Origin of the sequence: Citrobacter sp. A316 (assembly GCF_002042945.1) — a bacterium.
Taxonomy (GTDB): domain Bacteria; phylum Pseudomonadota; class Gammaproteobacteria; order Enterobacterales; family Enterobacteriaceae; genus Citrobacter; species Citrobacter portucalensis.
This window is the reverse complement of record NZ_MVFZ01000023.1, coordinates 13,137-27,220: the sequence shown is the minus strand read 5'-3', so window position 1 is coordinate 27,220 and position 14,084 is coordinate 13,137. Positions and strand designations below refer to the sequence as shown.

Here is a 14,084-nt window from a genome sequence, read left to right as displayed (position 1 = left end):
CTCACGTACTGCGTGTACGCTCCGGTTTCTGCGCGCTGTCCGTGTTCAAACTACCTGCGCCAATAACGCCTGTTGAGTCTGGTATCCTCATTTTGCTTGCTCAGTCTGCTGCTCCAGCGACTGAGTAAGCTGCTGGCGGATCTCTGCCAACATCTCATCAAGAATAAACTGTACCCGCCATGGCTGATATTCGCGCTTGCGGAAAATCGCCACCAAATCCAGCCACCATTCATGTTGTTCTGAGAAACATGGGACCAGCAATCCTGATTGAACGTCTTTTTGTACACTCGCATTCGGCGCAAAAACAATGCCCAGATGGTTACGTGCCAGCGCCAGTGCAGACTGTGTATTGTCGCAGACATAATTTCCGGTCACCCGATAATCGTGCATTTCCTTGCCGCCAGCGGAGGTGAAGCGCCAGATATTGGCATCATCTATCATCATGGAATCAATCAGAATGCAGGAATGTTCTTCCAGTTCATTCGGACTACTAATAGGATTTTCTTTGATATATTCAGGGCTGGCAAAAGCCGTCACTGCATATTTGGTAATGAAACTGGCGACCAGTGATTCATCTTTAGGGTGTGCATAGGTGATTAAAACATCACAATCATCAGGAAAGTCGACACCTTCATAAAATGCCTTCCGTTCAAGGTTACATGTTTTAAGTGAGAGGCTAATACCGCCGATATTCTGAATTTTTGCAATAACATGTTGCGATAAGTAAGCAATAATCCCCGTTGGCGCATATACCGTTACCCGGCCACGTTTTTCATGCTTATAATCAGCAATGAAACTATTTAGCTGATCGTTTCTTTCCAACATATCATTGATGTAAGGAAGCAGTGCCGTACCAAACGGCGTGAGGGTCAGATGCCGGGTGGTGCGGTCAAACACCTTTAATCCAACTTTTGATTCAAAATCAGCAAGATATTTACTGACGTTGGCCTGTGCGATACCGAGAACAGTAGCGGCATGACTGATATTTTCACTGGCAGCGATTACCGAAATAATCTTCAGTTCCCGGTGTTTAAGTTGTAATTTATTCATCGCCAAGCCCAATATATATAATTTTTTATATATTACTATATAAATATGAACCTTGCACCGATGAAATTGTAAGCATTATTATGCACCCGCTTTGTAGCTTATTTTAAAATGGAATGTTGGCATGTTAATTAAACACAATATTGTGGCGCTGCTCGCCTTTTCTTTTATGGCGAGTGCAACTGCCGCAGAGTTTTCTATTGGCGCTGGTGCTGTATATAATGAATCACCTTATCGCGGGTATAATGATAATGTTCACGCAGTACCGCTTGTCAGTTACGAAAGTGAATCATTTTATTTTAGGCAAACAACGCTAGGTTATATTTTGTCTAAGAGTGAAAGTAATGAATTTAGTATTACTGCCTCTTATATGCCGCTTGAGTTTGATCCCGGCGATAATGACGATCATGCGATGAAAAAGCTGGATAAGCGTGACGCAACTGCAATGGCGGGTGCCGCGTGGTATCACCATGAAAGATGGGGTAGCGTAAAAGTCTCCGCCGCTGCGGATGTGCTGGACAACAGTAATGGCTGGGTAGGGGAAGTTTCACTGTTCCGTCCAATGCCGATGGGCAAGCTGGCGCTGACGCCATCGATTGGCGTGCTCTACTATGACGAAAAATTCAATGAGTACTACTACGGCATATCGGGTAATGAGTCCCGTCGTAGTGGCTTATCAAGCTATTCCCCAGGCGATAGCTGGACACCGTATGTTGGCCTGTCCGCTAAATACGCGTTGACCAGCAACCTGATGCTGCTGGCAAGCGCCAACTATAGCGCACTGCCGGATGACATTAAAAATAGTCCGATGGTTGATCGTGATGACAGTTTCACCTTTATGTCCGGTCTGACCTGGCGTTTCTGATTCTCACCCGTTTGTCCTCAGGGAGGAGGGCGATCTTTTCATGAGACATTGACGGATGGGGGCTAACCGCCGCCATCCGCCTTATTATTACTGCTCGTTTACCCAGATTCGCATTTCGCCTTCACCACGGTTTGCCCAGCTAAACCACGGAATAAACGTCAATGTATGCGCCTGACGCGAAGTTGGGGAAACATCGTAGTGCCACAACGATTGTTGTGCAGTATCGGCTGCGCTTTGCTTCACGCCTTCAGCCTGAATTAACATTTTATGGCTGAACAATCCCTTACCCTCGAATACTCTGAACTCACTCTCTTTTGGCAACCACAGATTATGCAATTCCTCGCCGTTGTCGGCCTGCTCCAGGCAATACACCAGCGGTCCGCGTTGAATAGCGACCTTACCAGCAACATGGCGCACTAATGGATTTCCGTATACCCGACGCACCGGCATTGGCAGGGTCAAACTGAGCGTATCGCCTTCCTGCAACTCGAAGTATTTAGGGTATAGTTATTCAGGCACCTGACACTATTTAACCGTTTCCCCTGTCCGATCAAAGCGACAGGGGCCGTCTCTCTGGCAATCTGTGGTTTTCACGCAGAAGGAGGGGGCAATGAACGCGTTTATTATGGCGGATGCGGCAAAATGTATTGGGTGTCGTACCTGTGAAGTTGCCTGTGTCGTCGCGCATCAGCAAAACCAGGACTGTGCGTCGGTCTCTTCTTCTGCGTTTATACCGCGGATTCGGGTAATCAAAGACGACGCCTTTACCACGGCGGTCGCTTGTCATCAATGCGAAGACGCTCCCTGCGCGAATGTTTGTCCAACTCACGCCATTCGTCGTGAACATGGGCATATCTTCGTTGAACAGACACGTTGTATTGGCTGCAAAAGCTGTATGCTGGCCTGCCCGTTTGGTGCAATGAATGTCGTTGCCCGTTCGTCGCGGGTGCAGGCGATAAAATGCGATTTGTGCTGGCATCGCGAGACGGGACCGGCGTGTGTAGAAGCCTGCCCGACCAGCGCGTTGCAGTGTATTGATGCCGTCAGTATTCAGCGCCAGCGTCTGCGTTCACAACCGCTGTGAAGTGAGCCCGACCCGCACTTGGGTCGGGTTTGCGTTAGCCTTCCAGCCAGGCGCGTTCGATCTCTTCAGCCAGAATCTTCACGCCAGCTTCGATTTTCTCCGGCTCTGGCACGTAGTTCATCCGCATGCACTGATGGGTATGCGGCCAGGGCTTATCCAGCCCCGGGAAGAAGTAGTCACCAGGAACCATCAGCACGCCGCGTGCTTTCAGACGCTGATACAACAGTTCGGTAGTGATAGGCAAATCTTTGAACCATAACCACAGAAAAATAGCCCCTTCTGGTTTATGAATCAGGCAGCGATCTTCTGACAAGTAGCGGCGAATAATCGCAATCGTCTCCTGAACGCGCTGATAGTAAAACGGCTTGATAACCGTTTCGGACAGGCGCAGCAGATCGTTACGTTTAATCATCTCGCACATCATCGCCGGACCCATTCCGCCAGGTGCCAGACTGATGATGCCGTTCATATTGGTAATCGCAGTGATGATTTTTTCATTCGCGATAATGATGCCGCAGCGGGAACCTGGCAGGCCCAGCTTGGAAAGGCTCATGCACAGCACAATGTTGGGATTCCACAGCGGGCGTGCTTCGCTAAAGATGATGCCAGGGAACGGTACGCCATAGGCGTTATCAATCACCAGCGGGATCCCATGCTGGTTGGCCAGCCGGTCCAGCTTCATCAGCTCTTCATCGGTGATCACGTTGCCTGTCGGGTTAGTGGGGCGCGACACGCAGATCATCCCCGTCTCTTCACCGATGTGCAGGTGTTCAAAATCAACGTGATACTTAAACTGGCCTTCCGGTAACAGCTCAATGTTCGGACGTGCAGAGACGAAGAGATCTTCTTCCAGTCCGGAATCGGCATAGCCAATGTATTCCGGGGCTAACGGGAATAACACTTTTTGCGTTGTTCCGTCAGCGCGGCGTCCGGCGAACAGATTGAACAAGTAGAAAAACGCGCTCTGACTGCCATTTGTCAGTGCAATATTTTGTGGCTCGATATCCCAACCCTGCTTCTCACGTAGCAGTTTCGCCAGCTCAGACAGTAGCTCGGTTTTCCCTTGCGGCCCGTCATAATTGCAAAGCGCATCAGTGGCTTTGCCGTTTGCCAGCATATCTGTCAGCAGAGACTGGAAGTAATTTTGCATCTCTGGAATTTGCGCCGGATTACCACCGCCGAGCATGATGGCGCCTGGGGTGCGTAAACCGTCGTTGAGGTCCTCCATCAGGCGGGTGATGCCTGAATGGCGGGTAAATTTGTCGCCAAAAAGTGAGAATGTCATAGCAGGGGATCTGTCGAACTGAGTAGTAAAGTGGCTAACCATAGCGCTACCTATGGCAGGGTGCAAATCAGGGGGGAGGGGCTGGATTGATGTTTTATGCTGCAGATGTTTACCTGGCTGGTTTTTTATTTTGTGTTGGGCTTCCCGCTGTATGCACAGCGAGAAGCCTGTTGGGATCAGGGCTGACCGGCCCACACCACCATCACCTTATCGTCGTCATGCTCGCGGATCAATCCGTATCCCTGCTTCAATGTCAGCGTGGTCTGTTTACCGGCACCGATGGCGGGATGTCTGGCCCGGAACTGACTGATGCGCTGCCAGTGAGCGACGCTGGCAGCAGATTTCCCGTTCACATCCTGCCAGTTCATTTCTGAGCGCGTACCCTGCAATGGGTCTGAACCGGTTGGTCCAAAGGGCCGGGCCGACTCGTCGCCGTAAAAGAGTTGTACCGCGCCTGGCGCCAGCAGCAATAGTTCGGCGGCTTTATCTCCACCTTCGCGGAACAGACGCGTATCGTGCGAGGAGAGATAGCTCAGAACGTTGAAATCCTGCAATTTTTCCGCCATCTGTTGCCAGGTGAGATCCATACTCGCCAGACAATCGACGGCCTTTGCCGCCTGCTCCTGATAGTCGAAATTGATCATCGCATCGAAGCCGTGACGGTAATAGTCGCTTTGCATCACGCCATGACCCCAAGCCTCGCCGGTCATCCAGAAGGGTTTATCATCCAGCGCTTTATCCGGGTTGGCTTTCTTCCATTCAGCCAGCGCCGCGCTGGCCTGTGTTTTTAACTGCTGCCAGGCGGGAAGTTCGACGTGTTTGGCGGTATCGACCCGAAACCCGTCAATCCCGTAATCACGCACCCACTGACTGAGCCAGAGGGTCAGATAATCTCGGGGCGTGTAACCGGCAATAGCTTTAGCGTGTGTATCCGGTTTGTGTTGATAAAAGTTTGGCAGTCCGGAAGGCGTGGTGGATTCGGTTTTCAGATCGGGCAGGAAAGCCAGCGACATGGTCAGGTCGTCAAAGCCAGGATTGTCGTAATCGCCAATATCGGTGCGGATCCAGTTTTTCCCCCACCATTTTTCCCAGCCTGCTTTATCGCTGAAGTTGATGTAATCATTAAAGCTGTGCCAGCTTTGCCCGGCGGCTGGCTTCCAGTCTGTCCAGCGTTCACCGAGCGTGTTTTTCAGTTCATCGCCTGACAAGTACAGAGCCCCAAACTGATACTCCTGCATATCCGCCAGCGTGGCGTAGCCAGTATGATTCATGACAACATCGAACAGGATACGAATACCGCGCTGGTGCGCGCCGTCAACCAGGGCACGCAGGTCAGCTTCATTACCCATATTCGCATCGAGGGTGGTCCAGTCCTGAGTGTAATAGCCGTGATAAGCATAATGGGGGAAATCGCCTTTCGTACCACCGCCGACCCAGCCGTGGATTTGCTCAAACGGCGCGCTGATCCATAACGCATTAACGCCCAGTTGTTGCAGATAGTCGAGTTTGCTGGCAAGACCGCGTAAATCGCCGCCGTGGAAGGTGCCAATTTCCTGCATGCCATCGCTGCGCCGACCGTAGCTGTGGTCGTTACTCGGATCGCCATTCACAAAGCGGTCTGTCAGGACGAAATACACCGTAGCGTTATGCCAGTCGAAAGCAGCTAGGGAATCGGTTTCCGCCCGTTCCAGCAGCAACAGCCCGTTGCTGGCTGCGGCAGGCTGTAGGGTAATCGACCCATTTTTTACCGTTGCCGTTTGCTGGCTGTAGAAATCACGCACCACGGCACCTTCCGGAAAGGTCTGGCTCACATCCAGTGTTAACGGCGAACCATCCCATTTCGGGCACTGGCGAATCTGGGTCGTGACAGGGTCTGCGGCGCTTTTTACCGAGAGCATCAACGTTGGCGTTCCGGAGCGGGTATCCACTTCCAGCGCGTAATCGCCGTCTTTGAACAAACGCCACTGCGGCGGCGCGCCCTCACACGGTTTTAGCGACAGCATCTGGTTGAGTTTTATCGCATCGGCAGGCTGCCAGCACTGTTGGTCAAAATTCAGGATTAAAGGACGAGTACCCTTCGTCAACGCTGCATGGCTGACGAATTTCCCCGTACCTTCCGCTTCGAAGGTGGGAAGTCCCTGAGAAGTCCATGATGAGGCGATAGCAATGCCGGGCATGAGCGCCAGCGCAACGGCGGCAAGTTTCATAATGCTGTCCTTGATGCTGCGATTTTCGCCAGTTTGCCAGTGAAATCAGGCCGGAAACTCCTCCTTTGAGTCGATTCTGCCAGGAGGAGAAGTGAGGGTGAGCGATCGCGCGCAAAAAATGAACTTATTTTGCGATAACCTCCACATTTTCTTCGAATTAATAGCACCCTGAACCGTTAATGCGTGACATGGTTTCAGAATTGGACTATTCCTTTGGGTGCTCTTGACAGCTATTTTTGATATGATTTGAGATTCATCTCTCATTTTTGTGAAAAATATAAGGTGTTGGAATGTATAAATCCGACCAGGAGACCTAATGATATTGACTCCCATTCGACGATATGGGGCAATGATTCTTATGTTACTCACCGTTGCATTTTCGGGTGAGGTGCTGGCAAAGACACACACGGCGACAACGAGTCACAAGCCCCAGATAACCAAGGCAAGTAATAAACAGGTTAGCAGTAAACAAGAGTATTCTCGCAATAGTGCAAAGAGTAGTTCACTTCCTGATTTGCGAAAATACCCTTCCGGAACACCAAGGAAAAAAGCGTTTCTCCGGACGGTTATGCCTTATATTACCAGTCAAAATGCTGCCATTACGGCGGACCGTAACTGGCTGATTTCAAAACAGTACCAGAACCGCTGGTCACCAACTGAGCGTACGCGTATGAAAGACATCGCGAAGCGCTACAAGGTGAACTGGTCTGGCAACACGCGTAAAATTCCGTGGAATACGCTGCTTGAGCGCGTAGACATTATCCCGACCAGTATGGTGGCAACCATGGCTGCGGCCGAAAGTGGCTGGGGTACCTCGAAGCTGGCGCGTAGCAACAACAACCTGTTTGGCATGAAATGTGGCAAAGGTCGTTGTAACAATGCCCCGGGTAAGGTGAAAGGCTACTCACAGTTTGAATCGGTGAAAGAGTCGGTGAATGCTTACGTCATCAACCTGAACACGCATCCGGCTTACTCTTCTTTCCGTAAATCACGTGCGCAGCTGCGTAAAGCCGATCAGGAAGTCACCGCTACCGCGATGATCCATAAGCTGAAGGGTTATTCCACTAAAGGACAGAGCTACAACAACTATCTGTTCGCAATGTATCAGGATAACCAGCGTTTAATCGCCGCGCATATGTAATTCTGTGTGCCGGATGGCGGCTTCGCCGCATCCGGCAATAATCCTCACAGCAACACTTCGCTGTTCACATCGCGATACTCTTTTGGCGTCGTGTCATACTCTTTCTTAAAGACCGAATAGAAATACTGCAGTGATGGATAGCCGCACATCTGTGAAATTTCGTTGATCGAAAGTGTGGTAGAAATCAACAGGCTGCGCGCTTTTTCCAGCTTTTCGGCATGAATTACGGCGTGGATAGTCTCTCCGACCTCTTCTTTAAAACGCTTCTCCAGATTCGAACGTGAAATCCCCACTGAATCCAGCACTTGTTCAACCTTAATACCTTTACAGGCATGGTTGCGGATAAAGTGCATCGCCTGAATCACCGCCGGATCGGTTAATGAACGGTAGTCGGTTGAGCGGCGTTCAATGACACGCACCGGAGGAACCAGAATGCGTTGCAGCGGCAGTTCTTCATTCGCCAGTAAACGATGCAGGAGCTTAGCAGCCTGATACCCCATCTGCCTGGCTCCCTGAGCCACGGATGACAGCGCCACCCGCGACAGATAACGGGTCAATTCCTCGTTGTCGATCCCTATCACGCACAGCTTTTCCGGTACCGGAATATGCAGGTGCTCGCAGACTTGCAGGACGTGCCGTGCCCGCGCGTCGGTGACGGCGATAATACCGGTTTGCGGCGGTAGAGTTTGCAGCCAGTCCGCCAGACGATTTTGCGCGTGCTGCCAGTTCTCCGGTGCGGTTTCCAGCCCCTGATAGACAACGCCGCGGTACTTCTCTTTGGCAACCAGCTGGCAAAAGGCATATTCACGTTCCGCGGCCCAGCGTTTACCGCTTGAAGAAGGCAGACCATAAAACGCAAAGCGGTTAACCCCTTTCTCTTTCAGATGCAGGAAAGCGCTTTCTACCAACGCGTGGTTGTCGGTGGCGATGTAATGTACCGGTGGATAATCTTGCTCCAGATGGTAGGAGCCTCCAACGCCGATGATGGGAACCTCGACATCGGCAAGTAATTGCGCAATATCATCATCGTCATAATCAGCAATAACGCCGTCGCCTAACCAGTCTTTAATATTATCGATACGGGCGCGGAAATCTTCCTCAATGAATATATCCCACTCGGATTGCGATGCCTGTAAATATTCACCCACTCCTTCTACTACCTGGCGGTCGTAGGCTTTATTGGCATTAAATAGCAGAGTGATGCGGTGACGTTTATCAAACATAAGAACCTGTCCTGGAAAGGTTAACGTGGGCCTGTCGATACTAGCAAAATCGCAGGTACGACTGCTTGATGAAGCGTGACAAATTTCTTATTTGCCCGGTGCTACGCAAAATTCACATACTGCCAGCAGGATGACAATTGTCATTTTTTATCTGCGCATTATGGTTTTTTGTTTATTGGCTAACCTTCGATCGCGATCGCCTTTTTATTTCTTTTCTCAGCGCGTTTTTTTGGGAGCCAGCGCACGTTTGGGTATTCTCTTAATAGCGGTGTGAAATAACGTAATTGAGCAATAAATCAGGAAATTCCAGTATAGCTATATCGCAGTTTACTTGCCGTATTACCTGATTATGGAGCTTATTATGCCGGCTTATTTTGACCAACTCGATCGTGTTCGTTTTGAAGGCACTCAATCCACTAACCCGCTCGCATTTCGCCATTACAACCCTGACGAAATCGTATTGGGCAAGCGCATGGAAGATCATCTGCGTTTTGCTGCCTGCTACTGGCATACCTTCTGCTGGAACGGAGCGGATATGTTCGGTATGGGCGCTTTCGATCGTCCGTGGCAGCAGCCTGGTGAAGCTCTGGCGCTGGCGAAACGCAAAGCGGACGTAGCATTTGAGTTCTTCCACAAGCTGAACGTGCCTTACTACTGCTTCCATGACGTCGATGTTTCGCCGGAAGGCGCGTCTTTGAAAGAGTACAAAAACAACTTTGCGCAGATGGTTGATGTGCTGGCGGCAAAACAGGAACAGAGCGGCGTGAAGCTGCTGTGGGGTACAGCAAACTGCTTCACTAACCCACGCTACGGCGCGGGTGCGGCCACAAACCCGGATCCAGAAGTGTTCAGCTGGGCCGCTACGCAGGTGGTTACGGCCATGGATGCCACGCACAAGTTAGGCGGTGAAAACTACGTTCTGTGGGGCGGTCGTGAAGGTTATGAAACGCTGCTGAATACCGATCTGCGTCAGGAACGTGAGCAGATTGGTCGTTTCATGCAATTAGTCGTGGAACACAAACATAAAACCGGTTTCCAGGGCACTTTGCTTATCGAGCCGAAACCGCAGGAACCGACCAAGCACCAGTACGACTACGATGCGGCGACCGTGTACGGATTCCTCAAGCAGTTCGGTCTGGAAAAAGAGATCAAACTGAATATCGAAGCCAACCACGCCACGCTGGCAGGCCATTCGTTCCATCACGAAATCGCCACCGCTATCGCGCTGGGTCTGTTTGGCTCTGTTGATGCCAACCGCGGCGACGCACAGCTGGGCTGGGATACCGACCAGTTCCCGAACAGCGTAGAAGAGAATGCGTTGGTGATGTACGAAATCCTGAAAGCGGGCGGCTTCACCACCGGCGGCCTGAACTTTGATGCCAAAGTACGTCGTCAGAGTACCGATAAATACGATCTGTTCTATGGTCATATTGGCGCGATGGATACCATGGCGCTGTCGCTGAAAATTGCGGCCCGTATGATTGAAGACGGTGGCCTTGATCAGCGTGTGGCTAAACGTTATGCCGGTTGGAATGGTGAGCTGGGCCAGCAAATTCTGAATGGCCAGATGACGCTGACGGAAATTGCGCAGTACGCTGAACAACATAACCTGGCGCCAGTGCACCAGAGCGGTCATCAGGAGTTGCTGGAGAATCTGGTAAACCATTATTTGTTCGACAAATAACGGGTCTCTGAGAACGTCCGTAAGCCCGGTCAGCTAGCGCTACCGGGCCTTTCTTTAAGGAACGATGCCTTATGTATATCGGGATAGATCTTGGCACATCAGGCGTAAAGGCCATTCTGCTCAATGAGCAGGGCGATGTGGTGGCTTCACAAACGGAGAAACTCACCGTCTCGCGCCCGCACCCGTTATGGTCAGAACAAGACCCTGAGCAGTGGTGGCTGGCAACGGATCGCGCAGTAAAAGCACTGGGTCAGCAGCATTCACTCCGCGAGGTGAAAGCGTTGGGGATTGCCGGGCAGATGCACGGCGCGACGTTACTGGATGAACAACAGAAGGTATTGCGTCCGGCTATCTTATGGAACGACGGTCGCTGTGCTGAAGAGTGCGTGATGCTGGAGAATCAGGTTCCGCAGTCTCGAGCGATAACTGGCAACCTGATGATGCCTGGCTTTACCGCGCCAAAACTGCTGTGGGTGCAACGCCACGAGCCGGAGATTTTCAACCAGATTGATAAAGTCCTGCTGCCGAAAGATTACCTGCGTTTGCGCATGACCGGTGATTTTGCCAGCGATATGTCTGATGCGGCAGGGACAATGTGGCTGGATGTCGCGAAGCGTGACTGGAGCGATGTCATGCTGGCTGCCTGTAAACTGACTCGCGCACATATGCCTGCGCTCTATGAAGGCAGTGCGATTACCGGAACCTTGTTGCCAGCAGTTGCCAAAGCCTGGGGAATGCAGGAGGTTGCAGTGGTTGCCGGCGGCGGTGATAACGCGGCGGGGGCGGTAGGCGTTGGCATGATGAATGCCGGTCAGGCGATGCTTTCGCTGGGGACGTCCGGCGTCTATTTTGCGGTGAGTGATGGTTTCCTTAGCAAACCGGAAAGTGCGGTTCACAGTTTTTGCCATGCTTTGCCTGAGCGATGGCATCTGATGTCTGTAATGTTAAGTGCGGCATCATGTCTGGACTGGGCGGCAAAATTAACCGGACTGGCGAGCGTTCCTGCGTTGATTGACGCTGCGCAACAGGCGGATGAACACGCGGAGCCGGTCTGGTTTTTACCTTATCTTTCCGGGGAACGTACGCCGCATAACAATCCGCAGGCCAAGGGCGTATTTTTCGGTCTTACGCATCAGCATGGTCCGGCGGAACTGGCACAGGCGGTGCTGGAAGGTGTAGGTTTTGCGCTGGCTGACGGTATGGATGTGGTACATGCCTGTGGCATTCAGCCCGCCAGCATTACGCTGATCGGCGGCGGGGCACGCAGCGAATACTGGCGTCAGATGCTATCTGACATCAGCGGATTGCAGCTGGATTACCGTACCGGCGGTGATGTTGGCCCTGCACTCGGCGCGGCGCGCCTGGCACAAATTGCCATGAATCCGCAGCGGCCATTATCAGACCTACTGCCTCAGCTTACGCTGGAGCAGGCGCATTATCCTGACGCCGAGCGTCATGCTCGTTATCAACAGCGTCGAGAAATCTTCCGTCGTATCTATCAGCAATTACAACCGCTGATGTCCTGACCCTAAATCCCCTCTGGCAAACAGAGGGGATTTATCAAATATATATTTCAATCTAATAAATAATTAGCGTGCATGAATTTATTCTGAAAGTCCGACGTAGTCGCTTTTTTCTGTGTTGTCTTTAGCGGGTTATTCATATTGTATCCATGATGGATAAGGAGATCCCAATGAAGACAACCAGGCTTTTGCCATGGATATTATTCCTCTCAGGCATACTGACTTACAGTATCGGTTTATGGCGTGCATGCCCGTTATTGAGCGGCAAGGGGTATTTTTTGGGGGCGTTGATGACGGGGATGTTCGTTACATATGCCTATCAGCGCGCAGTAAATCTCAATCAAATTGATGAACGCTTCGCTTCTGTGTGTCAGATGGTGATGCTCATAACTATCGGGTTGTTGCTGGTAGGAGTGTGGAATGCCCCGCTGGCGCCCATCGAAATGGGGCTGTACCCGGCGGCATTCTTTGTGTGTTTACTGGGGCAAGTGTTACTGCAGCGTTCGTCTGAAAACGCGCTGTCTGGAGAATCCTAACTCACCAGCCTGCGCGTATCGATACGCTGCAACAATATAGACAACAGCAAACTTCCAGCCAGTGTGGCGCTGAAAATCCACAACATATCGAGCGGTGGCCAGTTTTTGAGTTCAATTCCGTTGGTGCGTAGTGCGTGAATGATCAGCGCATGAAAACCATAAATGCCCAATGAATGGCGAGAAATAAGGCCCAGTAGCGGCAGAGTACGTGTGCTGAGCGTATTTTTGACCAGCGTCAGGAGTGAAACGGCGCAAATAAATACCACCGGGCCGCAGTAAAGGTACCAGGTGTCGGCAAAATTGCCTCGCCAGCGCAGTTCATGCAATGTGCCACGAGAAATAATAAATACCGCGGTAATGAACAACGCCGCACAGAGCCAACTGAGCGCACGCTTTTGCGTATCCATCATGCCAATCGCCCGGCCCAGCATGCCGTACAGGATGTAATAGAAGGTGTCGCCGCTGATGTACAGGTTGATGGGCAGCCACTCAAAGCCGCCGATTTTTTGCGAGACGGTATTGGGATTGGCAATCACGCCAATCACCACCATGAGCGCCAGCAGCATCTTGCCGCTGATATTTTTCACCTGGATCAGCGGAGAAACCAGGTAGATGACGGCGATCGCGAAGAAAAACCACAGGTGATAGAACACCGGCTTTTGCAGCAGGTTCTTCAGTGACAGCTCAGCGTTGATCGAGGTAAACATCAGGATATAGGCCAGCGCCACGCTGCTGTAAAACAGAATGCAGAGCGCGATGCGCAGGAAATGGCGCGGTTTGGCGCTACGCTCACCAAAGAACAGATAGCCCGAAATCATAAAGAACAGCGGAACGCTGACGCGAGAGGCTGAATTGAGCACGTTAGCCAGATCCCAATTCAACGGGCTGACGCTTTGCGCATTGGTGATGTACCAGGTTGTGGTGTGGATCATCACGACCATTAAACAGGCTATTCCGCGCAGGTTATCAATCCAGAAAATTTTGGGCTGCATCAGTTCCTCTGTGTCCATTAAAAAAAGTCTGACCGATATTTTGCGAACGTAGCTCACTGGAATAATCCGAGTTCTTACGCTAAAGCTTGAGATGGTCTGATGAGATTCTCAAAATAGGATCTGTTTCCAGACACTAATAATAAGACTGACCAGCAAACCAGGCGGTAATAAAATGATGATGAAGTATTTCTTTCCCGCGATCGCTGCCCTTTTGCTGGTAGCGTGCGCTGACACACAACCGTCTGCACCTGCGCAGAAAGCGCAAAAGGTTAAGGTCAGTGCCACACGTTCGCTGGATATGGAGTCATTGTGCAAAAATGAGGCGGCGCAACGCTATAACACTGGCGCACAGAAAATTGATATCTCCGGCCTGGAACAATTCCAGGGCAGCTATGAGATGCGTGGTTCTACCTTCCGTAAAGAGAGTTTTGTCTGTTCTTTTGATGCAGACGGGCAGTTTTTGCACCTTTCCATGCGCTAAGTTCCCTCTTTTTCCC

General features: G+C 51.2%; 12 protein-coding genes and 1 pseudogene. 7 read left to right on the top strand and 6 right to left on the bottom strand.

Annotated features, from left to right (window positions below; genetic code table 11):
• Positions 1-87: 87 nt before the first annotated feature.
• Positions 88-1,050, bottom strand: coding sequence for a LysR family transcriptional regulator (locus tag BZK41_RS22720; RefSeq protein ID WP_079939666.1), 963 nt, complete (start codon positions 1,048-1,050; stop codon positions 88-90).
• A 121-nt stretch (positions 1,051-1,171) separates the two neighbouring features.
• Here BZK41_RS22720 and BZK41_RS22715 point away from each other — a divergent pair, with 121 nt between their 5' ends.
• Positions 1,172-1,912, top strand: coding sequence for a MipA/OmpV family protein (locus tag BZK41_RS22715; protein WP_079939665.1), 741 nt, complete (start codon positions 1,172-1,174; stop codon positions 1,910-1,912).
• Between the two features lie 87 nt (positions 1,913-1,999).
• Here BZK41_RS22715 and BZK41_RS22710 read toward each other — a convergent pair.
• Positions 2,000-2,395: pseudogene (locus BZK41_RS22710) on the bottom strand (glycoside hydrolase family 127 protein); the annotation flags it as partial.
• 127 nt (positions 2,396-2,522) lie between these two features.
• Between BZK41_RS22710 and BZK41_RS22705 the strand changes: the two are divergent.
• On the top strand, positions 2,523-2,996 hold the full coding sequence (locus tag BZK41_RS22705; RefSeq protein WP_044700411.1) for a 4Fe-4S dicluster domain-containing protein: 474 nt from the start codon (positions 2,523-2,525) through the stop codon (positions 2,994-2,996).
• A 34-nt stretch (positions 2,997-3,030) separates the two neighbouring features.
• On the opposite strand, the gene avtA is transcribed toward BZK41_RS22705, so the two are convergent.
• Positions 3,031-4,281: a valine--pyruvate transaminase gene (avtA, locus tag BZK41_RS22700; protein WP_079939664.1), complete on the bottom strand. Its 1,251-nt coding sequence runs from the start codon at positions 4,279-4,281 to the stop codon at positions 3,031-3,033.
• Between the two features lie 176 nt (positions 4,282-4,457).
• Positions 4,458-6,488, bottom strand: coding sequence for an alpha-amylase (gene malS / locus BZK41_RS22695; RefSeq protein WP_079939663.1), 2,031 nt, complete (start codon positions 6,486-6,488; stop codon positions 4,458-4,460).
• A 316-nt stretch (positions 6,489-6,804) separates the two neighbouring features.
• On the opposite strand from malS, the gene BZK41_RS22685 reads away from it, so the two are divergent.
• The gene (locus BZK41_RS22685; protein WP_016154930.1) at positions 6,805-7,629 is read left to right on the top strand and encodes a protein bax; all 825 of its coding nucleotides are present in this window, start codon (positions 6,805-6,807) and stop codon (positions 7,627-7,629) included.
• A gap of 44 nt (positions 7,630-7,673) precedes the next feature.
• Here the strand turns inward: BZK41_RS22685 and xylR are convergent, their stop codons facing one another.
• On the bottom strand, positions 7,674-8,852 hold the full coding sequence (gene xylR, locus BZK41_RS22680; protein WP_079939662.1) for a D-xylose utilization transcriptional activator XylR: 1,179 nt from the start codon (positions 8,850-8,852) through the stop codon (positions 7,674-7,676).
• 361 nt (positions 8,853-9,213) lie between these two features.
• On the opposite strand from xylR, the gene xylA reads away from it, so the two are divergent.
• The 3 genes from xylA to yiaB all read left to right on the top strand — a co-directional run bounded on the left by xylA (position 9,214) and on the right by yiaB (position 12,595).
• Positions 9,214-10,536: a xylose isomerase gene (xylA, locus tag BZK41_RS22670; RefSeq protein WP_079939661.1), complete on the top strand. Its 1,323-nt coding sequence runs from the start codon at positions 9,214-9,216 to the stop codon at positions 10,534-10,536.
• 71 nt (positions 10,537-10,607) lie between these two features.
• A complete protein-coding gene (xylB, locus tag BZK41_RS22665) occupies positions 10,608-12,062 on the top strand; it encodes a xylulokinase (protein WP_079939660.1) in 1,455 nt (484 codons plus the stop codon).
• 167 nt (positions 12,063-12,229) lie between these two features.
• The gene (yiaB, locus tag BZK41_RS22660; protein WP_079939659.1) at positions 12,230-12,595 is read left to right on the top strand and encodes an inner membrane protein YiaB; all 366 of its coding nucleotides are present in this window, start codon (positions 12,230-12,232) and stop codon (positions 12,593-12,595) included.
• Here the strand turns inward: yiaB and BZK41_RS22655 are convergent.
• Complete coding sequence (locus tag BZK41_RS22655; protein WP_079939703.1) at positions 12,592-13,587, bottom strand: acyltransferase; 996 nt, start codon at positions 13,585-13,587, stop codon at positions 12,592-12,594. The two genes, yiaB and BZK41_RS22655, sit on opposite strands and share 4 nt — an antisense overlap.
• Before the next feature lie 172 nt (positions 13,588-13,759).
• Between BZK41_RS22655 and BZK41_RS22650 the strand changes: the two genes are divergently transcribed.
• The gene (locus BZK41_RS22650) at positions 13,760-14,068 is read left to right on the top strand and encodes a YsaB family lipoprotein (RefSeq protein WP_079939658.1); all 309 of its coding nucleotides are present in this window, start codon (positions 13,760-13,762) and stop codon (positions 14,066-14,068) included.
• Positions 14,069-14,084: the final 16 nt, after the last annotated feature.